Annotated in this window: 17 protein-coding genes; all 17 read right to left on the minus strand. The window is 60.1% G+C overall.

The genetic code is table 11. The features are described 5' to 3' along the window. Window positions 1–10: 10 nt before the first annotated feature. Window positions 11–1,432: a serine/threonine protein kinase gene (locus tag AC2TE5_RS13190; protein WP_484611786.1), complete on the minus strand. Its 1,422-nt coding sequence runs from the start codon at window positions 1,430–1,432 to the stop codon at window positions 11–13. Between the two features lie 24 nt (window positions 1,433–1,456). Then, a complete protein-coding gene (gene tssH / locus AC2TE5_RS13195) occupies window positions 1,457–4,072 on the minus strand; it encodes a type VI secretion system ATPase TssH (RefSeq protein WP_484611787.1) in 2,616 nt (871 codons plus the stop codon). Between the two features lie 38 nt (window positions 4,073–4,110). Then, a complete protein-coding gene (gene tssG / locus AC2TE5_RS13200) occupies window positions 4,111–5,151 on the minus strand; it encodes a type VI secretion system baseplate subunit TssG (RefSeq protein WP_484611788.1) in 1,041 nt (346 codons plus the stop codon). Then, on the minus strand, window positions 5,148–7,019 hold the full coding sequence (gene tssF, locus AC2TE5_RS13205) for a type VI secretion system baseplate subunit TssF (protein WP_484611789.1): 1,872 nt from the start codon (window positions 7,017–7,019) through the stop codon (window positions 5,148–5,150). The genes tssG and tssF overlap by 4 nt, the downstream gene beginning before the upstream one ends. Before the next feature lie 2 nt (window positions 7,020–7,021). Beyond that, window positions 7,022–7,585, minus strand: a complete 564-nt coding sequence (tssE, locus tag AC2TE5_RS13210) for a type VI secretion system baseplate subunit TssE (RefSeq protein ID WP_213327815.1) — start codon at window positions 7,583–7,585, stop codon at window positions 7,022–7,024. After that, on the minus strand, window positions 7,578–8,390 hold the full coding sequence (locus AC2TE5_RS13215) for a type VI secretion system accessory protein TagJ (RefSeq protein ID WP_484611790.1): 813 nt from the start codon (window positions 8,388–8,390) through the stop codon (window positions 7,578–7,580). Before AC2TE5_RS13215 ends, tssE begins: the two co-directional genes overlap by 8 nt. Before the next feature lie 9 nt (window positions 8,391–8,399). Continuing rightward, window positions 8,400–9,398, minus strand: a complete 999-nt coding sequence (locus tag AC2TE5_RS13220) for a hypothetical protein (protein WP_484611791.1) — start codon at window positions 9,396–9,398, stop codon at window positions 8,400–8,402. A gap of 16 nt (window positions 9,399–9,414) precedes the next feature. Then, on the minus strand, window positions 9,415–10,212 hold the full coding sequence (locus AC2TE5_RS13225; RefSeq protein ID WP_014884226.1) for a PP2C family protein-serine/threonine phosphatase: 798 nt from the start codon (window positions 10,210–10,212) through the stop codon (window positions 9,415–9,417). After that, complete coding sequence (gene tagH / locus AC2TE5_RS13230) at window positions 10,209–11,972, minus strand: type VI secretion system-associated FHA domain protein TagH (protein ID WP_484611792.1); 1,764 nt, start codon at window positions 11,970–11,972, stop codon at window positions 10,209–10,211. The genes AC2TE5_RS13225 and tagH overlap by 4 nt, the downstream gene beginning before the upstream one ends. A gap of 86 nt (window positions 11,973–12,058) precedes the next feature. After that, entirely contained in the window at window positions 12,059–12,412 is a 354-nt protein-coding gene (locus AC2TE5_RS13235) for a T6SS amidase immunity protein Tai4 family protein (protein WP_484611793.1), read from the minus strand. Continuing rightward, window positions 12,409–12,900: a type VI secretion system amidase effector protein Tae4 gene (locus AC2TE5_RS13240; RefSeq protein ID WP_213327820.1), complete on the minus strand. Its 492-nt coding sequence runs from the start codon at window positions 12,898–12,900 to the stop codon at window positions 12,409–12,411. Before AC2TE5_RS13240 ends, AC2TE5_RS13235 begins: the two co-directional genes overlap by 4 nt. A gap of 58 nt (window positions 12,901–12,958) precedes the next feature. Continuing rightward, window positions 12,959–13,441: an Hcp family type VI secretion system effector gene (locus tag AC2TE5_RS13245; protein ID WP_063143858.1), complete on the minus strand. Its 483-nt coding sequence runs from the start codon at window positions 13,439–13,441 to the stop codon at window positions 12,959–12,961. A 374-nt stretch (window positions 13,442–13,815) separates the two neighbouring features. Then, window positions 13,816–15,315, minus strand: a complete 1,500-nt coding sequence (tssC, locus tag AC2TE5_RS13250) for a type VI secretion system contractile sheath large subunit (RefSeq protein WP_484611794.1) — start codon at window positions 15,313–15,315, stop codon at window positions 13,816–13,818. Window positions 15,316–15,318: 3 nt separating this feature from the next. Next, on the minus strand, window positions 15,319–15,843 hold the full coding sequence (tssB, locus tag AC2TE5_RS13255) for a type VI secretion system contractile sheath small subunit (RefSeq protein WP_008502644.1): 525 nt from the start codon (window positions 15,841–15,843) through the stop codon (window positions 15,319–15,321). A gap of 75 nt (window positions 15,844–15,918) precedes the next feature. Further along, complete coding sequence (gene tssA / locus AC2TE5_RS13260; RefSeq protein WP_484611795.1) at window positions 15,919–16,935, minus strand: type VI secretion system protein TssA; 1,017 nt, start codon at window positions 16,933–16,935, stop codon at window positions 15,919–15,921. A gap of 11 nt (window positions 16,936–16,946) precedes the next feature. Continuing rightward, on the minus strand, window positions 16,947–17,663 hold the full coding sequence (gene tagF / locus AC2TE5_RS13265; RefSeq protein WP_024909832.1) for a type VI secretion system-associated protein TagF: 717 nt from the start codon (window positions 17,661–17,663) through the stop codon (window positions 16,947–16,949). A gap of 16 nt (window positions 17,664–17,679) precedes the next feature. Next, complete coding sequence (gene tssM / locus AC2TE5_RS13270) at window positions 17,680–21,300, minus strand: type VI secretion system membrane subunit TssM (RefSeq protein WP_159514397.1); 3,621 nt, start codon at window positions 21,298–21,300, stop codon at window positions 17,680–17,682. Window position 21,301: the final 1 nt, after the last annotated feature.

Here is a 21,301-nt window from a genome sequence, read left to right on the forward strand (position 1 = left end):
GAGCGTAATTCTAAGGATTCACCAGCCAGGTGCCCGGCTTGGTGATATCCAGCGTCTGGCCACGTGTTCTTCCGTTGCCCTGCAGTTCAATCTTCACCTCACCGGCTGGCAGCTTGAGCGATGCATAACCGTTGGTCGCCGGACGCAACGCTTTTGGCTCGCCGTTCACTTTCAGCGTTTCGCCGTCGAGGATGCGGATATAGACCAACGCAACAGGGCTTGTGTCGACAGGCGGTGAAGTCTGTTGGGCCGTCGCCTGCTCGCTAACCTTCGCCGTTTCCGGCTTCACGTCTGGCGCGTTCGCGGCGGTTTCAGCCGGGCGCGTCTCCGCCGGTGCCTGTGCAGCCTGCTCAGGTGCATCGTTACCGCCGCTGAACAGCATCGCCCCGGCGACAATACCCACCAGCACGCCCGCGGCAACCATGCCCGGGATCTTGTAGCGACGCCAGTCGAGCAGCGAAGCCGGTTTTTCGTCTTCGACCGGAACCAGCATCGTGCCGGGCTTTTTCGCCGTCAGCACGTCGTTGATCCCGGCGACCGGCATCTCTATCAGCGCGGCGAACTCGTCGATTGACTGCGGACGGTCCTCCATGTGCAGCGCCAGCGCGCGGTCGATGGCCTGCAGCAGCGGAATGGAATAGCCCTGCGGCATCAGCTCGACCAGCGGTTTGCAGGTATCCTGAATCGAGCGCACCACGCTGACCGGCGGCGGAGAGCCCACAATCAGGGTACGCAGCACCGCGCCGAGGGCGTAAATATCCGTCCACGGGCCCTGCTCGCTTTCGTTGTCGTCAGTGTACTGTTCAATCGGCGCAAAGCCCGGGCGCAGCATGGTTTCCGTTTCGTCGGAGAGGTTACCGATGGTGCGTCGCGCGGAGCCGAAATCGAGCAGCACCGGCAGGCCGTTATCCTGGATCTGAATGTTATCCAGAGAGATGTCGCGGTGCAGGTAGCCTTCGTTGTGGATGGTCTTGATCGCACCGAACAGCATCGGCAGCGTGCGGCGGATCCAGGCTTCGTTGATCAGCTCCGGCTTTTCTTCGCGCAGGCGCGAAAGCGTAGTGCCGCTGTAAAACAGCGTCCCCATGTAGGCCGTATCGTTTTGCACCCAGAAGCGCAGGACGTGCAGCAGGTTCGGGTGGTTAAAGCGCGCCAGCAGACGGGCTTCCTGAATGAAGCTGTTCAGGCCTGCGGAAAACGCTTTGCCAAAGCGCTCGCTGCGCAGCACCAGGGTCATGTCGTCGCCGCGCACCGCGAGCGAGGAAGGCATAAATTCTTTGATAGCGATAGTGCGTTCGAGCTGGTGATCCCACGCGCGATAGACGATGCCAAAACCGCCGCCGCCGATCACCTCTTTGATTTCAAACTCGTTGAAGCGGTACCCGACCGGGAGCGCGTTTGGGACAGTCCGATTGTTATCATTATCCGTCATCTTTTACAGTTCTCTTGATGATTATTACGCGGCAAACTGACAGTGAAACTCGCCCTGCTCGCAGGTGACGTGCAGACGTCGGTACTGCTCGTCGCTGCGGCTGGCGGTAAGTAATATCTGGCTCATCTGAGGCAGCAAGGTGTTGGTCAGAATAGCGTCCACCATGCGGCCGCCAGACTCCACCTCGGTACAGCGCTGAACAATCTGTTCCACCACGCTGTCGTCAAACTCAGAAATAATGCTGTGATTCTCTTCCAGACGACGCTGAATGCGCTTGAGCTGCAGGCGAACAATCTGCCCCAGCATCTCGTCGCTGAGCGGGTAGTACGGCACCACCAGCAGGCGGCCCAGCAGCGCCGGCGGGAATACCTCCAGCAGCGGCTGGCGCAGGGCACCGCTTAACGCCTCAGGCTCCGGCATCAGCTCCGGATCGGCGCACATGGCGCTAATCAGGTCGGTGCCAACGTTGGAGGTCAGAATAATGATGGTGTTACGGAAATCAATGTGGCGCCCCTCGCCGTCTTCCATCCAGCCTTTATCAAAGACCTGGAAGAAGATTTCGTGGACGTCCGGGTGCGCTTTTTCAATTTCGTCCAGCAGCACCACGCTGTACGGGCGGCGGCGCACGGCCTCGGTTAACACGCCGCCTTCACCATACCCTACGTACCCCGGAGGCGCACCTTTTAAGGTGGAAACGGTGTGCGCTTCCTGGAACTCACTCATGTTGATGGTGATAACGTTCTGCTCGCCGCCGTACAGGGATTCCGCGAGCGCCAGCGCGGTTTCGGTTTTACCAACGCCTGACGGGCCGCACAGCATAAAGACGCCCACCGGTTTGTTCGGATCGTCGAGCTTCGCCCGCGAGGTTTTCACGCGGCGGGCAATAAGATCCAGACCGTGACGCTGGCCGATAACGCGCTGGTTCAGCGTGTCGGCGAGGTTGAGCACCGCGTCGATCTCGTTTTTCACCATTCGGCCCAGCGGGATCCCGGTCCAGTCAGAGACCACCGCGGCAACCACGTTTTCATCCACCGCCGCAAACAGCAGCGGTTCATCACCCTGCAAGGCGTTCAGCGCCTGCTGCTGCTCCGCCAGCTGGCCGCGCAGCTCGGCGCTGTCTTCATCGCCCGCCGCGAACAGCGCCGCGCGCAGGCGAATAATCTCCTGCACCAGGCTGCGCTCTTCTTCCCAGCGCTGGGCCAGGGCTTCGCGTTTTGTTTCATACGCGTCGCGTTCGACGCGTAACGTCGCTACGCGCTCAGCGTCACCTGCACCGACGCGCGCTTCGCGTTCAGCAATCTCAATCTCCACGTCCAGCGCGGCAAGGTGGCGCAGGCAGTCTTCGAGCTGCGCAGGCGGCGCGCTCTGGCTGACCGCGACGCGGGCGCAGGCGGTGTCGAGCAGCGCAACGGCTTTGTCCGGCAGCTGACGCGCCGGGATGTAGCGATGCGACAGCTTCACCGCCGCGCTGACCGCTTCGTCGAGCAGCAGCACCTGATGGTGAGTCTCCAGCGGCGACACGGTGCTGCGCAGCATCAGAATGGCTTTCGCTTCGTCCGGCTCGTAAACCTGCACCGTCTGGAAACGACGGGTCAGCGCCGGGTCTTTCTCGATGTACTTTTTGTATTCCGCCCAGGTGGTGGCCCCGATGGTGCGCAGCTGACCGCGCGCCAGGGCGGGCTTCAGCAGGTTCGCCGCATCGCCGGTCCCCTGCTGGCCGCCTGCGCCAATCAGGGTGTGGATCTCATCGATAAACAGAATGATCGGCGTGGCGCTGGACTGCACTTCATTGATTAACGCCTGCAGACGGGCCTCGAACTCGCCTTTCATGCCTGCGCCTGCCTGCAGCATGCCGATATCCAGCAGCCACAGCTGAATATTTTGCAGCGGCTCCGGGACGTCGCCGTCGGCGATACGCAGCGCCAGCCCTTCCACCACCGCCGTTTTGCCGACCCCGGCTTCCCCGGTCAGCAGCGGGTTGTTCTGGCGGCGGCGCATCAGGATATCCACCATCTGGCGGATCTCCTCGTCGCGCCCGACAACCGGGTCAATCTTCCCTTCGCGGGCGCGGGCGGTCAGGTCCTGACCGTACTGGGCCAGCGTCCCCTGCGCCGCCGGTACCGCACCCGCCGGGGCATCGACGGCGGCAGCGGCCTGCTGCGTCTCTTTGCTGTTGGCGCAGATGGCGTCGAACTGCTCAATCAGCACCTCGACGTTAAGGCGGGTGAACTGCGATGAGATGCTTTTCAGGACGTTGGCCAGGTTCCAGGTTTTAAGCATGCCGATCAGCAGGTGGCCGCCGCGAATGCGGCTGACGCCAAACTTCAGCGAGCCGAAGACCCAGGCGCGCTCCACGGCGCTGTCGATATGTTCGGAGAGATCGGAAACGGAACTCGCCCCGCGCGGAAGGACATCCAGCGCGGCAACGATATCGCGCGTCAGCTGCTGTTCATCAAGGGCAAAGTGGTGGATGACCTGCTGCAGATCGCCATCCTGCTGCTGCATCAGCTGATGCAGCCAGTGCACCAGCTCAACGTAGGGGTTGCCGCGCAGCTTGCAGAACGCAGTGGCGCTTTCCAGAGAGGTAAATAACAGCGTATCCAGTTTGCCGAAAAGCACGGCACGGCTAATTTCTGACATGTTAGTTTCCATTAACAATGATTCGGTATACGGAAGGATTACCGCTCTGCGCAATACACCAGATCGCCACGCGGGACAGGCTGCGGCTGAAGGCCCAGCCAGGTGTTATAGCCTAATCGCCCATTGCTGCCGAGCGTGGTGCCCTGCACCGCGTCTTCATGCAGGATCACCCGCGTTTCCCATTCAAACTCCACCCCGGCGTACTGACGCACCCAGTCGCGCAGCTCGGTGACCCACGCTTCCCCCGGCAGAAAACGGTTGTACTCCTCCGCGCTCAGCGGGCCAATGTCGATGCGAAACTTATGCTGCACGTCGCGCACCGCAACGCCGAGAAAAGCGGACTCACCCATGCGCGGCATGCGGCGTCCTGCTCCCAGCTGCGCCTGCTCGCGCGTGGAGAGCGGCATCCACTGCGGTACGTTGCTCACCAGCTTAACCGGCGCTTTAAAATAGTTGCGCAGGATCTTCTCCAGCCCCTCCGGATCCCGCCCGTGGCGGGTCAGGTGTCCGGCGTGGGTAAAGCGGGCATGCGAGCTCAGGCTACCTTTGTTCATCTGCCCCGGCTGCCCCATGCCAATCAGCGACGCCAGGTAGCCCTCAAAGCGCCTGTTATCGGCGCGATCCAGAGAGACGGCCGGCTGCGCATCCGCCCAGGCGCGGTAAAACAGCAGCGCCAGACGGTGATGGAACAGGTCGGCAAACGCGCTGAGGCTGGTGTCCTGATGATGATAAATACGCTCGCGGGCGTATTCGGTCATGTGGACCGGCAGCGGGCCGTTTGGGCCAAACAGGCCGAAGCTGAGGATAGACACCTCGTGAAGCCCGCTTTCCTCCCGCTGACGTACCTGGGCCAGCGTCGACGGCGCAAAACTCATCGACGGCTGCTGGCCGATGCGCAGCGGCTCAAATTTCGGCAGCGGCGCGCGTCCCAGCGGGTAGCGCTCGCCGCCCTGGGCATCAATGCGCCTTAACAGCTGAAACAGATCGTAGCGCCAGGGCGTCTCGCGGACGCCGTGCCAGAACGCATCCGGCAGCCGGGTCAGGCGATGTACGCGCAGCGGTGCAGCAGTGTCACTCATATCAACGCCCTTTTACCCATACGCGGCGCCCAGTAGCCAATCTCGCCGCGCTGCTGACTCTTCAGGGTGAACTCCGTAAAGCTGTTGATGGACACCAGACGGGCAAAGAGACGTTCCATTACGCTGCCAAAGAGCCACGGACTGGCGCCGGAAAAGGCTCGCTCATCGACAGTCAGGGTAATGCCGATCCCGCGGGCGAAAACGACCGGACCGGGTTCAGGCACGCGGCGGTGAACCGGCTCCAGCACGCAGTGGCGTACCCCCTCCACCTGACGCGCAACGGGCGTTTCTGCCAGGTTGGCGTACAGCCCTAACAGCTGGCGCAGCGCGGCCGCACCCTCTTCGTTTTCGCTGTCCATCAGGCTGAGGTAGTTCATCTGCAGCTGGCTGATGAGCCGCCAGGTGCTGAACCCTTCTGCCAGCGCCGGACGCGGCGGCGTTGGGCCTTTACGCAGGGTGAGGGATTTCACCGGCATGGAGTCGGCCATAATGAACTGCCCAAGCTCCTGCTGCAGCATCAGCGGCAGGTCGCGGCTGGTGCACAGCACCTCGGCAGAGATATAGCGCAGGTTTTCCTGCCACGGGGCGTGCTGTTCATCCACCAGCGAAACAAACACCTCTGAACCGATGTAACCGGTGCGGGTACCGTAGCGCAGGGCGTGCTCGGACAGCACGCGCTGTTCGCGGCGTAGGGAAAAATAGGCCCCGTAGTTGCCCGCATCGCCGCTCCAGGTGCTCCAGAAAGGACGAAACGTCTGGTCATCACGCTGGCCGTCCGCGCTGCCAAAGATTTTTTTGACCGCGTAAATTTCATAATCCAGCGGACGGATGTTATCCACCACCAGATGGTATTCATGCTGGCCTTCATTCAGCTTCTGACGTGCCGCGACCTTGGGGAACAGGTTGATGACCGGCGTACAGTGCAGCGCCAGATGGCTGGCATCGACCACGCGCTCCAGCTGTTCATCCGACTTATCCAGCAGAATGAAGATGTCGAAGGCTTTTTCGCCTTCACAGCGCTGGATGAGCTTGCTCAGACCGCTGAGGCTGATGAAGCGGAAGCGGGCCGGAAACGCGAAATACTCCTGCAGCAGGCGATAGCCGTCAAAGTTACGCAGATCGTCCGGAAGCAGCGCCTGGTCAGGCTCAAAGCCCTCCTGGCGCAGCGCATCCGACGCCAGCAGCTGTCGCTGCGGCTGCGGGCTGACCGTCTGACAGACGATCCCGGCGTGGTGCTCCATCACCAGCTCCAGCAGCTTCAGCGCTTCAATATCCGGACCGCCGAGGAAAAATTCCAGGCGGTCGAAATCCAGGTGCCCGAGGTTTTGCGGGCCATCGCAGGCGATGCGGATCCGTAAGGCGCTGTTGATCCCCTGCTGGCTCAGCCCCAGCTGTGCCAACGGCAGATCGGCGGGCACGCCGCCCAGCTCGACCTTGTCGATTTTCAGCGGCAGCAGGTTGACCTCGTGCGCCGTGGTATAGCTGCAGGTCACGCCGGTTTTTTTCAGCGCCAGGCTGTCCATCATGGTACCGCGCGGCACAATGAAGCCCTTGCTCAGGTCGCCCCGGCTGCTGTCGGGCTCAATCTCCGCGATCGCCATCGACGGCGTGGGCGCGAGATAGTTAGGCGCAATCATCTCCAGCAGACGCTGGGAGAAGCGCGGAAACTCCGCGTCCATTTTCATCTGCACGCGGGAGGTCAGGAAGGCGAAGCCCTCCATCAGACGTTCGGTATACGGGTCCGCCACTTCGATGCCGCGCATGCCCAGCCGCCCGGCGACCTTAGGATAGCGTTCGGCAAACTCGGCCCCCATTTCGCGCAGGTAGGCCAGCTCGCGGTTGTAGTATTCGAGCAGTTTACTTTCCATGATTACCCCGCATCTTTCAGTTCAAAATGGCCGTTTTCCAGATCGACATCGGTACGAAACAGAAACTCCAGCGGGTACGGCACACACCACAGACGCCCTTTGATCTCGATGGAGAGCACGTTGTGCAGATCCAGCGAGGAGGTATCCGACACGCAGCGGACCTGCAGCCCCTGCGGCAAAATGCGCGGCTCAAAATTGACGATCGCCTCGGTGAGCTTGCGCTGGATATCGTGCCATTCGATATCCGACATTCTCTTTCCGGCCAGCGGCGCGACGCCGAAGTTGACCACCGAGCGGTTCACGTGCGGCAAGGCGCTCAAATCGCCGGAGGCATCGTGGTTAATGGTATTAAACAGCCACTGCAGATCCCGCAGGACATTGCGGCGCAGCGCGGCGTGGGTGATCAGATTGCTGTTGGCCGACTCTCGTTTTTTTTCCGGGTCGTTATCTGTGAGGCGATCCAGCAGCGAGGGCTGCATTTTGTCGCGCGCCCCCACCTTCTCCTGCCTGCTGCGGGCTTGCCAGCCGCTGCGCAGCAGATCGCCTTCGCCAGCGGGATTACTCATCGGCTCCATCCGTCGCAAACGTCACGAGGCTTAAGGACAGCAGCGGGCTTTCGCTTTGCTCGCTCAGCCAGGCTTTCTGGCCCGTACCTTCGTAAAGGGTGCCGTCTTCGTCGAGCGGCTGCCATTCGGTGGTGCGGCCCAGTTTGACCGCATCAGTGGCATCGGCAGCAAAAGGATAACGCGCCGGGATCTGACACACCTGCTCCGTACCGTCGGTCAGGCGCACCAGCGCGTGACGCCAGACCAGATCGGTCACGCTGGCAGGCGCCTGGAAACGGATCTCCGCGATAGCGCTAAACGGCAGCCAGAAATAGCGGCCGTTCACGATGGTTTCGCAGACCGGGCCGAGACGGGCGTCGCCATCCATCAGCCAGTCAAAGGTCTGCGTCTCCTCATTTTCGAGGGTAATGTTGCCGGAGGTGGCCTGAGCCCGATCGAGGGCTTCCAGACGCAGCGCCCGGGCGCGCTCGCCCTCCTCGCTCAGCGCCGCGGCCAGAGCCGTCAGCCACGGCCACTGGGCTTCAGGCATGGCCGGACGCGCCTGTCCCGCCATCACCTGCGCGCGCTGCAGCTCGCCCTGAATGGATTGCTCCAGCAGCGTGACGGTAGGCTTCGCCTGAGGCTTCAGCGCCAGCCAGCTTTTCAGCTGGGTCAGCGCACGCGTCCAGTTGCCGCTGAGGGTTAAAAACTGCACGAACGCGGCGCGAAGGTCGGCATCCGCCGGACGGGCTTTGATTTCAGCCTCAAGGCGCGCCAGCGCATCGTTGAGCGACTCGCCCGCCAGGCGTTGATAGAGCGTATTCATAGCCATTCCTTAATTCGCCGCGCGCCATGCGCCGACGGCCGGATCGCGCAGCTGGGGACGCAGGGTGTCAATCAGAACGATATTCAGCGGCGTGCCGGGTGCGACCCAGGCGCTCCAGGTCTTTTTCACCGCCGCGATGCGCGCCTGCAGTTTTGCATCATCGCTGGCGATTTCACGGGAAATCTCTACCGCTACGGTGCCGTTGCTTTTCCAGCTGTTCAGGGCGTTATCGTAAGGCAGGATCATCCAGCTCTGGTCGCTGTTTGGCGTGCTGAATACCATGCGCTCTTTGTTGACGGAGGTGATCAGCGCGTTTTCAGGATCGGCGCTTTGATTCAGTCCGGTCACCGGGAAGCCATGGATGTAGGTCACCGCCATCTCTTTCTGTCCGCCGTTGCGGGACTGCGAAACAACGGTGTGTCCGCTCAGCCAGCTGCCGTTACCGCAGCGGGTGGTATCAGAATCCGGAATAAAGAGTGCCGGAGCGGACGCGCCGCCTTCCCAGAAGGTCCGAAGGTGGCAGCCGTCCTGCAGGGTAAACTCCTGCCACGGCGTGCGGTCAGCGGCAACAGTGCGGGATGCCACGTTCTGGTCTGGCGGCAGCAACGCGCCGCTGGCTGGGGTTGCGGTGACGGTCGCAGCAGGCGCGGCCTGCTCCTGTTTCACCACCAGCGCCCAGTCCTGCGCTTTGCCAGCCGTGCCCTGCGCCAGCGTGGTACCCGCCGGGTCGTTGAGCGTCCAGCTTAGTTTATTCACTTTGCTGCACTGGTGTTCCAGCAGTGCGCCAAGACGCGGCACAAAGTTCTCCAGCACGGAGACGTCTTTCTTGCCGTTCGCCACGATTCGCAGCGCCACCTCAGGCTTACACCAGCTCTGCGGCGTGTTGTCTTTGATGTTGTCGATCCAGATATCCAGCTTCTGCGCAGGAGACTGCACGATGCGGAAATTCTCAGCCTGCGCGGTGGAGGTGACCGCCAGAAGTGCCAAACCCGATAGCCAAAGTTTCATATCGTTCCTTGTGTGTCTAATCAGTTCCGCAGGGAAGAAATTGTGCTGCGTCAGAGAGGGTGTGCAGCAAAGTGGTGTCCTGAGGGTTGCCCATCCATACCGCCAGGGCAGTATAGTTATCCTGAGCATTCCCCTCCTGTTCGCCATTCTTTTGAATGATTTGGTTCATTAAGGTCAGCCACTCCTGCGGCGTATTGACCATATGCAGCGACTGCTTCATTTGCTCTTCGCTGACGCCGTGCCAGAACCCGTCGGTGCACAGTAAAAATGCATCGCCGTCTTCCACCTGCACCACGTCGCTGTAGCTCGCTTCCGGCCCGCCGTTTTCAATCCCCAGCGCCAGATAGAGCAGGTTGCTGTTCAGGTTGTCGGTCTGGTGCCCGGCATCTTTCATCTGCTGCACCAGGCTGTGGTCGGTGGTCACATGCCACAGCCATCCCCGGCGAAACAGGTACAGGCGGCTGTCCCCGGCGTGCGCCCAGTAGGCCAGCCCGTAATCGCGGTCAATGAACAGGCTGACCAGCGTCGTGCCCATCCGGCGATAGTCCTGCACGGCCTGCTGTTCGCTGAGGATAGTGCGGTTTGCCGTCTGCACGTAGTCGCGGATATGCTGCGCGTTAAGATGTTTGTCGCCATCGAAGCGGGAGATGATGCTGTTGCGGGCCAGCTCTGCAGCCACCTCACCGCCCGGCAGGCCCGCGATGCCATCGCAGACGACAAAGCAGGCTGAACGTTCCCCTATGGTTTCTCCCGTCTGATCCTGGTTGCTGGCGCGCGTCCCCTGGCGGGAGAGAGAAGCCGTTGCGATATTCATTTGTCTTCCGATCCGCTCTGTGAGTCTTTGTACTGATTCACCTCCATGTCGTACGCATGAAGGAAGGCCTCGCCGAACAGGGTGTGGAAGTCATCCTCAATCTCGCCAGCCGTCTCGCCATAGCTGCGCACAAAATAGTCCCACAGGGCGGCTTTGCGGCTGCCCGGAAGCGCCAGACGAGAGGTCATCCCGTTCTGCTTCGCCTGCTCTTCCAGCTGTTCCGGGTTAAAGGACTGCAGCATCGCGGCAATAATGGCGCGGATACCGGAGATCATGCCCAGCTGGTGCGCCTGCAGATCGATCAGCGCGTCGCGCACGGATTTTGTCGGCGGCATAAAGCCCGGCATCGGGGTGCCGAACATCTGGATCAGCACGGTTTTGCCGGTCGGCAACAGCTTGAACGGGTTGTTGGCATCGTCCAGCACCATGGTCATATCGGCTTTCACGCCGCGCTTGAGAATGGAGCGCGAAGAAAGCAGCGCCACGGTTCCCTGAGAGAACATGCCGAGGATCTGCCCCAGCTGACGCATGTTTTCACGGTCAAACTGCGGGACGGGCTGCATTTCGCTCAGCCCCATCCCTTCCAGCAGCGCCTCCAGCAGCTCGCCCTGCAGCACTTCGCCCTTCTCACCGCTGTTCGCCGTGGCGGTTGGGGCGGCGGCGTTATTGACCGGGTCGATGCGCAGACGGCCCTTCGGGGTCTGAGCGCTGCTGCGCGCAACGGCCTGTGGCGTTGGCATGGTGAATCCTGCGTAATCCGGTCGCGCGGGCTCTTCTTCAGCACGCGGTTCTTCCTGCGGCTCGGGGGCGAACAGCGGAGAATCGGCCAGCACGTCCTCTTTCTGCTCGGGTTCAGGCACTGGCGCAGGCTTTTCGTCAACAATGTCATCCGGATGGGTCAATGGCGCGCCGCCCATCAGCCCGAGTGGGTCGTCATTACGCGCGGCTGGCGCGCTGGCCTTACCGCCAAACAGAGCCAGCGGATCGAGCTCATCCGTTGCCTCTTCCTCTGGCTTAACGGGGCTATTCTCGCCCGGCGGCACCAGCGTTGACGGGGTGACGTCGTCAAAAATACTCTCTTTTTTGAACAACGCTTCGTCGCTGAACAGCGTGTCCGGGTCAACATTCTTACGCTCGAGCTTTGGATCGCTGTCGTTGAACATCGCCAGCGGATCTTCGGCGTTACGCTCCGGGGCCGCAGGCTGGGAGAACGGATCGTGCGATGCAGCAGGCTGCGGTTTTGTACGGTTGCTGGAGATGCTGTCGGAGATGGAGAACTCCTGCATCAGGCTATCCCAGATCTCCGTTGGCACGGCGGTCGGCTCGGCCTTCCCGCGCGGTGCGGCACTCGCCGGTTTCGGCTGTGGAGCGGGCGCGGGTGCGGCTGTCGGACGCGCCTGCTGATGCATGCTGGCCGCCATTCGGCTCACGGGCTGGGTATCGTGGATCAGTTCGGTGACTTCGATACGGTAGTCATCAATACCGAGAATGTCGCCATCCTGCAGTTCAACCTGACGCCCTCGCTCCAGCGGAATGTCATTTAATACCACGCGGGTGACGCTGCCACGGTTGGTCACGCGGCATTCACCCTGGGCGTCAACGTGGACAATGGCCTGCAGACGAGAGATGGTGCGGTCATTATCCGGCAATACCAGATTGTTATCCGTACCGCGCCCAATGGTGCCGCCCGGGGCGTAAAAATCACAGCTGCTTTGCGGCGGCTGATGACCGGGTTTCGTAGAAATAATCGTGAATCGCATGGCGTATTCCTGCTGGTATGATTAGCGCTCAAACGCTGCCGCTCTCGGGACGAGAACGGCGGCGTTTGGGGCCGATTCCATCTGTTCTATTCTGGCGTTTTGAGCGGACGAATCGCGTCGCTATTGGCGATTAAGCTGCACTTCAAAACCTGATAATGACCCGGCTGAGTGCCGCCCACTTTCTCTTTCAGTAGAGAAGCAATCACCTTGTCAGCTTTTTCAAAGTTCTCAGAAGGGAGATTGCTTGCTTCGAGCCAGGCGGCGGCGCTGGCCTCTGCATCAGCTTTCAGGGCTTTGCTGTCCGCAATCTTACCGATACAGCGGTTTTGCACCCAGTTTTCAAAAATTTGTTGCTGCGAAAAAGCGCTGATATCAGGCAGCGTTTGGGCATAAACAGCAGAGGTATTTAATGCCAACACGAGCAGCAGTAAACGTTTCATTTCAGGCTCCAGAATGTTGCGTTGGTAGGAATAAATGAACCATTTCCTGGAGAACCAAGGAAATGACAGTCATCCGAGCAAATATTTCCATTCCAGAGTGTTACATGCCCGGTTGCATCGCTCCAGCCGTGACCGGTAAAGATGATAATACCTTGCTTGCCAGCAAATTGGGCAGGCGTTGGGGAAGAGACTGACATATCTGCATTGCCCAGTACCGTGGGTAGAAATGCAATCATATCTTTAACGCGGAACATATAGCGCTTTTTGTCGTCTCCGGTCACTGTCGCATATTTGCTATTAGAAGGAATCGGAATACCACAATAATTCAGGACGTAGCTCATACGTATTGGGCACGCATTTTTAAAAATACCGGCGTCGATATTATGCTGAACTTTTCCACCCAATAACTTGCCAACCTGTTCTACGTTTACGTTCACTTCTCTGAATCGGTTCCAGGCGGCGCCAAAAGCAGGACGCATTTGAGACATCTCATTTCTCCTTGATAAGAAGCTCAGGATAAAGTGAGCCCTTTCGGGCCCACTATTATTACGCTTCTTTGTTTTCTTTGATGTTCCAGCCAGCGCTGCTTTCAGCACCTTTACCACCAGACGTGGTCTGCTCCCAGTACTGCTGTTTGACTTTCGCAGCCTGGAATGCATAGGTCACACCAACGGTATCGCCGTTGTCTGCACCGGTGTACTGAACAGAAGTGACCAGCACATCTTCCAGCGTAATGCGGGAGTATTCCACCTGCTGGCCGCCAGCTTTACAGACGGACAGTTCAACTTTAGTCAGGTGTTTACCGCTAGCGCAGTGTTTCAGTACAGCTGTGGTGGATTTGTCGATCAGCGCGTTAACGTGCAGGTCGTTAAAGTTAACTTTACCGGCACCACCGCCACCGCCAACGCTCATATTACCCGGCTGGGAAGCGCCCCAGGAGAAGGAGGTAATATCAGTCCAGCCGGTGTGGTTAGAATCTTTAGATTCGCCCGTAACACCCTCGACCTTCAGAAACATATCAATAGCCATAATATCTACTCTTCGTGGATGAACAATATTGCTTTCGAAAAAGCACTTATATGGCAAACAGGAAAGCATGGGGCTGAATAAAACCGTCCATATTTTACCTCTGCCTCACATCAAATGACCCGTGTCATTTGACAGTCTTACATTCCTTCGAAATAACGGAAGGAATGTGAAGTCATTATTACCGTGCGTTATTCTGGAACCTGTTAAGGACAGCATTAACAATTTAGCCGTCTTTCTTGCCGGGTGGCGCTGTGCTTACCCGGCCTACATTGGGCAACGATATCAATAGATTGCACATTTCATCGTAGGCCCGTGCAAGCGTAGCGCCGCCGGGCGAAACTCACTAAACGCACGTTGTCAGCAGTCTGACGCTTTTACGCGTCTTTCGTCTTCAGCGACGGCAGTTTAGAAACCAGACGCAGGGAAACGGTCAGACCTTCCAGCTGGTAGTGCGGACGCAGGAAGAACTTCGCGGCGTAGTAGCCCGGGTTGTCTTCAATTTCCTGAACCTGCACTTCCGCAGCCGCCAGCGGTTTGCGGGACTTGGTCTCCTGAGAGGAGTTAGCCGGGTCACCGTCCACGTAGTTCATGACCCAGTCGTTCAGCCAGCGCTCCATCTCTTCGCGCTCGCGGAAGGAGCCGATTTTGTCGCGCACGATGCACTTCAGGTAGTGGGCAAAGCGGCAGCAGGCGAACAGGTACGGCAGACGAGAGGCCAGACGCGCGTTAGCGGTCGCATCCGGGTCATGGTACTCCGCCGGTTTCTGCAGCGACTGCGCGCCGATGAAGGCGGCAAAGTCGGAGTTTTTGCGGTGAACCAGCGGCATAAAGCCGTTCTTCGCCAGCTCGGCTTCACGACGGTCGCTGATGGCGATCTCGGTCGGGCACTTCATGTCCACGCCGCCGTCATCGCTCGGGAAGGTGTGGCACGGCAGGTTTTCAACCGCCCCGCCGGACTCCACGCCGCGAATCGAGGTGCACCAGCCGTACTCTTTGAATGAGCGGTTGATGTTGGCGGCCATCGCGTACGCGGCGTTCGCCCAGGAATAGCTGTTGTGGTTCGCGCCGTCGGTCTGCTCTTCAAAGTCAAAGCTGTCGACCGGGTTAGTGCGAATGCCGTACGGCAGGCGCGACAGGAAGCGCGGCATCACCAGCCCCAGATAGCGGGCATCTTCGGATTCACGCAGTGAACGCCAGGCCGCGTATTCGGTGTTCTGGAAGATCTTGGTCAGGTCGCGCGGGTTAGCCAGCTCCTGCCAGGACTCCATCTGCATCACGCCCGGTGCGGTACCGGTGATAAACGGACAGTGCGCCGCAGAGCCGATGCGCGCCATTTCGCCCAGCAGCTCAACGTCCTGCGGGCTGTGGTCGAAGTAGTAGTCGCCCACGATGCAGCCAAACGGCTCGCCGCCGAACTGACCGTACTCCTGCTCGTAGATTTTCTTGAAGATCGGGCTCTGGTCCCAGCCCACGCCCTTGAAGCGCTTCAGGGTGCGGCCCAGCTCCTGCTTGGAGATGCTCATAAAGCGGATCTTCAGCATCTCGTCAGTTTCAGTGTTGTTCACCAGATAGCTCAGACCGCGCCAGGCGCTTTCCAGCTTCTGAAAATCGTCGTGGTGAATGATCTGGTTCACCTGCTGCGACAGCTGCTCGTCGATACCGGCAATCAGGTTCTGAATGGTACGGTAGGTATCATTGGAGAAGGTGACGGTATTTTCCAGCGCCTGCTGCGCCAGGGTTTTGACCGCGCTTTCAACGGCTGAACGGGCCTGATCGGTTTTCGGGCGGAACTCTTTGTTCAGCAGCGCGCTGAATTCATCCTGGCTGAACGCCTGACCCGCCTGCTGCTCATGTTGTTGAGTCTGGTTGCTCATCGATTATTCCTCGCTACCTTTCGCGCTTTCGTCATTTTTCGGCAACTGGCTCAGGGATTTGAGCAGCGTCGGATCCTGCAGAATTTTAGCGATCAGCTCTTCCGCACCGTTTTTGCCGTCCATATAGGTCAGCAGGTTAGAGAGCTGGGTACGCGCTTCCAGCAGCTTGTTCAGCGGCTCAACCTTGCGGGCCACCGCATCCGGCAGGAAGTCGTCCATGCTGTCGAAGGTCAAATCCACGTTGAGCTTGCCTTCGCCGGTCAGGGTGTTATCCACCTGGAACGCCACGCGCGGCTTCAGCGCCTTCATGCGTTCGTCAAAGTTGTCGATGTCGATTTCGAGGAATTTACGCTCGTCGACGGCCGGCAGATTTTCCACCGGTTTGCCGACCAGATCGGCCATGACGCCCATCACAAACGGCAGCTGAATCTTACGTTCTGCACCGTAGATCTCTACGTCGTACTCGATCTGCACGCGGGGGGCACGGTTACGTGCGATGAATTTCTGCCCACTGTTACTCATTGCCATGATGTTCTCCATCAAAGATGCGCGGTGAAGGTGAAACGGCAGGCTCCATGCCTGTCGTCATAATGCCTGGACGCGTTATTCGCGGCGCCCAAAGATGTTTTCAAGTTGGTTAACGCCGTCTGGCGCCAGGTCGCGAATAATGTCCATAAAGTTAAGTTCTGACAGCCGCTGCACCCGTTCAATCATCAGCGGTGCGGGGTGGCTCGGTTCGTACTGCGCAAAATACTGCTTCGCTTTTTCCAGCATCAGCTGCGCGTCGGCGCGGCTGGTGACCTGCACGCTTCGCCAGTCGGTGACAGGCTGAGCGGGCTGCGTTGCCGCCGACTGCTGCTCGGCCTGTGGTTCTGCCTGCGCCTCACGGTTCGGCAGCAGCTTGCTGATGTCGGTCACCTGACACGCGCTGGCGACCAGTCCGACGGTTTTCAGCAGCTGCTCCATCTCGGGCACGCCGCTTTCACCGAGATGCCCGGTGAGCAGCTCGCGAATCGCCAGCAGACGTTCGTTAATGACGATAACCGCTGCGGTTCCCGGCTGGTCGCCGCGGGCCAGTTCATCAATCAGCCGTGGACGGCCGCCGGGATAGTCCGGACATTCCGTCTTGCTGCCGTCCAGTAGCGCCTGGGCATCCCGGAGCGAAATTTCATCGCCGTTTGAACGCAGAAGCGAGGCGTTTCGCACGGCGACGGTGAGGTCGGATTTATCGCTCAGCCCTGCCAGGGCGTTAATGCGATAGAACGGATCGGTTTCGCCATACTCTTCCAGCAGCGGATAGAGCGTCTCCCAGTAACGGGCGATCGCCTCCTGCACCAGCAATAATCCGTCCGCGTAGCCCGCAAGCCCGCGGCGGCGCGTCCAGGCATGGGTTAACGCCAGCAGTACGCGAAGATCTTTGGTGCGGGTCAGCAGGCTGGTGGCGAATTTTTCTACCGTGTTCCAGTCAGCGGGCTCTGCCGGGATAATGGTGTCGCCAAACTGCTGTTCCGCTTTCCCAAGACTTGCCTGATTCATGATCTGGAAGTCGGCGTCGTATTCCAGGTTTTCACCGCAGGGTTTTTCGGGGCTTATTGGCGCGAGAAATTCTTCGATATTCATAAGATCCCTGCTTATTCAAACATGGGCGGATAAAGACCGTGACGCCCCGGACGGGCGCCCCCTGCCGGGTCGAACAGCAGGGTGAAAAGCTGCCCGGTAAAGTTACCGCTGTGCACGTGGGTGTAGAGCGGGTAGCCGTCGCAGCGGTTGGTCCACCAGTAGCTGGTCTGACGCAGCGGATCAAAACACTCCGCCGCCTGAGGCCAGCCCAGCGTGCTCTGGCCATCCTCGTCATAGCCAATTACATCAAGGATGTCGGAACGCTTTTGCGGCTCGACGGGCTGCGGCGCCGGAATGGTCATCAGCATCTCATCCAGCTGCGAGGCGGAAAAACTGTTGCGCACCGCGTGCAGCCCCAGGCGCCCAATCTGCTGGTACCAGCTTTCGGCCTGGCTGAGCAGGCTGGTCGACCACTCTGACGGGGCGAAGCTCAGCTGAAGGCAAACCGGGTACTGTCGGCCAACGCTGTCGCGGCCGGGCAGCAGACAGCCCATCTGGATCATCTGGCTGCCCAGCATAGGCGGTACCACATAATTCCAGACTGGCGCCTTCTGGAACTGGCGCTCGCCGCTGCGCTGCTCTTCCTGCTGCCAGGCCAGCAGACCGACCTGGAACCAGTGTGACCACTGGCGCTGTAAAGTGTCAGGAAAGCGACGCTGCAAAAAATCTCCGGCGCTGGGTAACTTGCCATACCAGCTGTAGCGGTTCATCGCAGGGGTATTCGTCATACGGCTGTCCTTGCGGTTATGGGCATGAGAAACGGGGAAGCTGGAACGGGTTACGAATGCTGTTAGGCGCAAACTCCAGCGTGACCTGATGTCCGTCGACGCTGAAGGTGGCCTGACGGCTCAGGCTACCCGCGCCCGGGCTGGTGCTCGCTTTATCGAAGAAGCGGTTGAGCGCCCAGGCGCCGTTGGTGACCAGCGTCGCCGTGCTACCGTTAGCCAGCCCCAGCTGCATGCGTACCTGGTTGGTGCCGCCCGGCCCCGGCCAGTTCATGATCTGCACGGCCTGCGGACCGTGGCTGTAGCGCAGCAGCTGGCCGTCAACGTCCAGCGTCAGGTTCAGAATGGAGTTATCCATTCGCACGGTGCGAACCGTCACCTTGAAGGACGGCGTCGTTGCGCCATTAGCAAAGAAGGCGTCGCGAATCGACTGGGCCTGCTGGAACGGCCTCAGCAGCCCTTCACTTCCCGGCAGCGTTTTACCGTCGATGCCCGGCATAAAGCGCCAGTTTGCCTGCGTGGTATCCACTTTATTGGTCAGATTGTCGCGGAAGAAAGCGTCCATCAGCCCGGTTCCCGGCGCAAACATGCGCGCGAGATCGTCAGGGGTGACCTCGGTGCTGGCGCTGCGCACCAGCGGGTAGCGACCGGCAATCGCCTGACGGCAGAAACCGCCCACCTCAACGTTAATCCGCTTACGCACGTTTTCCAGGTCACGGCGCTGGGTATCGCTGCTGGCGCCCACCGCCATATTGCTGAACATGGTTTGCAGACCGCCCGGCAGGCGACCGGCGCTGGCCTGCAGACGGCTGATCGCCTCGCCGCCCGGTGCCGGCATACCGCTGTTGGCCGCGTCCTGGACGGCGGTCAGGTAGCGATAGAGCTCGTCCACCTGCTTGAGAAAATCATCAAACACGATGGTCTTCCCGCCCTTCTCCAGCGGCTGCGCCAGCTCAATCATCGGCGCATAGTGGTCGGTCACCAGCTGTTCCGGCGCCTGGGTGACCACGGCGGCCTGGGTCGGCGCAGCGTCATTGTTGCTGAACAGGGCTTCCAGCGTACGGGTGGCGCGGTTGCTCTGCGCCTGCGCTTTACCCGCATCTTCCGGCGCTGGCGCATTGCGTGACAGCGTCAGGACCTGGCTCAGGTTCTGCACCAGGCGGCGCAGCGGCGAGTTTGCGCCGGAGAGCAGGCGCGCGGTGTTGATGCGCTGGGAAAGATCGGCGCTGTTATTGAGCTGAATGTCGGCGAGAAAGCGATCCCAGTTAGCGATAAAGTCGCGCATGTAGAGCTGGCGCACGGCGTTATCGATCTGCTGTTTATCTTCCTGCGCCGTGGCGGCCCCCAGCACCCAGGCGTCGTCCTCGTGCAGGGCGGTGGTTACGCTGTCAATCTGGCCGTTAAAGCTTTTCCAGTAGCCGTCCGGCGTATACAGACCCGGTACGCCTTCGCTCACCGGCTTGCCGCTTTTGCGTGAAAACACCAGCTCGCTCTGCGGTCCGCCCAGGTCGGAAAGGGAGACCGGCTTCAGGTTGTCATCATGTTCCAGCAGGCGTTTGAGACGACCGTATACGCGCGTGGAGAGCGGCTGCTGGTTGATCATCGCTCTTTCGCGGGCAACCAGAGATTCATCCTGCGCGTACGGCGAGGCCTGAATTTTCGGTTCCAGCAGCTGCGTCAGGTGCCATTCAAGCTGCTGCAGCTGCGCCTTCGTGACGTTCTGCGGCAGATTCCGCTGCAGGTTGAGCATCACCCACGAATGCAGGAATTTGCCGTCATAGTGCTTCGGCTGATACAGCATCTGATAGGCTTTCAGCGCTTCATAGCTGTATTCCACATCGCTGCCGTTGTCGTTGCGAAGCCAGGTAGTGATGTGCATGGCGACAGCAGGCAACAGCATCTGATCCAGCGCTTTCTGGTACAGAGACTGCGCGGCATCGCTGACGTCATCCCCGCGATAGAGCCCCATACGGCGGGATACAGGCGGATCGTTCACATCAAACGCGTCGCTTTTCGGCAGGTCGACCAGACCATTCAGCAGCGGCAGCAGATCGAACAGGTCACGCTGCGGCTGGTTCTGTAGCGCCTTGCTCTGCTGGTCCAGCAGCGGCACCTTCGCATCCACCTCTGCCAGATAGGTTTTGTTTTTGGCATAGCTGGTCAGCCACAGCCCGCCGAGGATCGCCAGCAGGGCCAGCAGCGCCGCGTAGCCGGACCAGATCACCGCCCGGTTGCGCAGCTCCCACCAGCGGTTTTCGCCCGCGATCCCGGCTTCCTGGAAGATGACGTTTTGCAGCAGGTTCTTAATGAAGAAACTCTGACCTTTAGCACCCGGGATAGGCGCTTCTTTGCTGACCGAATCCCAGTTATCCGCCTCCCCCCCTTCCGGCAGCGACAGCGCGCGGTTCAGTTCGCCCATCACGCGGTCGAACGGCATGCCTTCCTGAGTCCCGCTGGCGAAGTAGATCCCGCGCGGAGAGAACTCGGTTTCAAAGTTGGAGCGGGCGAATACCGTGCTCAGGTAGTCCGCCAGCAGCGGACGCAGCGCGGCGAACTCCTGCGGGAAGAGATACGCTTCTGCGCGGGTTTTCGCGTCATGCTCTTTCAGCATGGTTTCCGGCAGCCCGGCATCGAGGCGCTGCTGGAGCAGAGAAAACTCCTGCTGGAAGTTGCCCATCAGGTCATAATCGGCGTGTTTGGTTTGCTCCCACGGCAGGGTAAAGCCCCAGATCTGGTCGCGCTGCGCTTTGTCGTAGTCGGCAAACCAGGCGCGGAAGCCTTTAAGCAGGTCGGCCTTGGTCACCATCACGTACACCGGGAAGCGGATACCCAGCTGTTCATGCAGCTCGGACAGACGCTGACGCAGGTTTACCGCCTGCTGGCGGGACGCCTCGGCGGACTGGGTGAGCAGGTCAGAAATGCTGATGGTGATGATGACGCCGTTGATCGGCTGGCGGCGGCGATACTTACGCAGTAACCCCATGAACTCCAGCCATTCGCCAGCGTCCTGCACCTGCTCGCTCTCCTGGGTGGTATAGCGGCCCGCCGTGTCCAGCAGCACCGCCTCATTGGTGAACCACCAGTCGCAGTTACGCGTGCCGCCAATGCCCCGCAGCGCGGTCTTACCGAAACGATCGGCCAGCGGGAACTGCAGCCCGGAGTTGACCAGCGCCGTGGTTTTACCGGAGCCCGGCGCGCCGATAATGACGTACCACGGCAGCTGATAGAGATATTGCGTGCTGAAGCGCTGCGTCCACTGGGCGCCCTGGCCCGCTTTGCTGAAGTGCGCTTTTTTAAGCATCTGCGCGGCTTCATCAAAACGGCTGGCGAGGATCTGCTCCTCGCTGTTCAGCCGCTTCTGCGGATCCGCGGCTTCCGGGCTGGCGGTATTCTCCTTGAGCTTGTCCATCAGCTTGCGGTTCAGCCAGGCATTGTACAGGCGCGGCAGAATGTGGCCCTGTGCCCAGAGCAGATAGACCACGGCAATGCTGATAATACGGTTCTGTTCCGACTCAAGCGGTCGGGTGTCCACGATGGACAACAGGGGACCAATCATCCAGATCACCGCCGCAAGCGCCGTTACGCCGAGGAAGCTCCACAGAATGCGGTTGGTCAAGATGGAAAGAAGTGTAGTCAGCATC

The organism is Enterobacter sp. N5-15, assembly GCF_057221635.1.

What these genes read in the sequence shown, in the direction of transcription:
- AC2TE5_RS13190 (WP_484611786.1), bottom strand. Translation starts at nt 1,432, where the DNA reads ATGACGGATAATGATAACAATCGGACTGTCCCAAACGCGCTCCCGGTC.
- tssH (WP_484611787.1), bottom strand. Translation starts at nt 4,072, where the DNA reads ATGTCAGAAATTAGCCGTGCCGTGCTTTTCGGCAAACTGGATACGCTG.
- tssG (WP_484611788.1), bottom strand. Translation starts at nt 5,151, where the DNA reads ATGAGTGACACTGCTGCACCGCTGCGCGTACATCGCCTGACCCGGCTG.
- tssF (WP_484611789.1), bottom strand. Translation starts at nt 7,019, where the DNA reads ATGGAAAGTAAACTGCTCGAATACTACAACCGCGAGCTGGCCTACCTG.
- tssE (WP_213327815.1), bottom strand. Translation starts at nt 7,585, where the DNA reads ATGAGTAATCCCGCTGGCGAAGGCGATCTGCTGCGCAGCGGCTGGCAA.
- AC2TE5_RS13215 (WP_484611790.1), bottom strand. Translation starts at nt 8,390, where the DNA reads ATGAATACGCTCTATCAACGCCTGGCGGGCGAGTCGCTCAACGATGCG.
- AC2TE5_RS13220 (WP_484611791.1), bottom strand. Translation starts at nt 9,398, where the DNA reads ATGAAACTTTGGCTATCGGGTTTGGCACTTCTGGCGGTCACCTCCACC.
- AC2TE5_RS13225 (WP_014884226.1), bottom strand. Translation starts at nt 10,212, where the DNA reads ATGAATATCGCAACGGCTTCTCTCTCCCGCCAGGGGACGCGCGCCAGC.
- tagH (WP_484611792.1), bottom strand. Translation starts at nt 11,972, where the DNA reads ATGCGATTCACGATTATTTCTACGAAACCCGGTCATCAGCCGCCGCAA.
- AC2TE5_RS13235 (WP_484611793.1), bottom strand. Translation starts at nt 12,412, where the DNA reads ATGAAACGTTTACTGCTGCTCGTGTTGGCATTAAATACCTCTGCTGTT.
- AC2TE5_RS13240 (WP_213327820.1), bottom strand. Translation starts at nt 12,900, where the DNA reads ATGTCTCAAATGCGTCCTGCTTTTGGCGCCGCCTGGAACCGATTCAGA.
- AC2TE5_RS13245 (WP_063143858.1), bottom strand. Translation starts at nt 13,441, where the DNA reads ATGGCTATTGATATGTTTCTGAAGGTCGAGGGTGTTACGGGCGAATCT.
- tssC (WP_484611794.1), bottom strand. Translation starts at nt 15,315, where the DNA reads ATGAGCAACCAGACTCAACAACATGAGCAGCAGGCGGGTCAGGCGTTC.
- tssB (WP_008502644.1), bottom strand. Translation starts at nt 15,843, where the DNA reads ATGGCAATGAGTAACAGTGGGCAGAAATTCATCGCACGTAACCGTGCC.
- tssA (WP_484611795.1), bottom strand. Translation starts at nt 16,935, where the DNA reads ATGAATATCGAAGAATTTCTCGCGCCAATAAGCCCCGAAAAACCCTGC.
- tagF (WP_024909832.1), bottom strand. Translation starts at nt 17,663, where the DNA reads ATGACGAATACCCCTGCGATGAACCGCTACAGCTGGTATGGCAAGTTA.
- tssM (WP_159514397.1), bottom strand. Translation starts at nt 21,300, where the DNA reads ATGCTGACTACACTTCTTTCCATCTTGACCAACCGCATTCTGTGGAGC.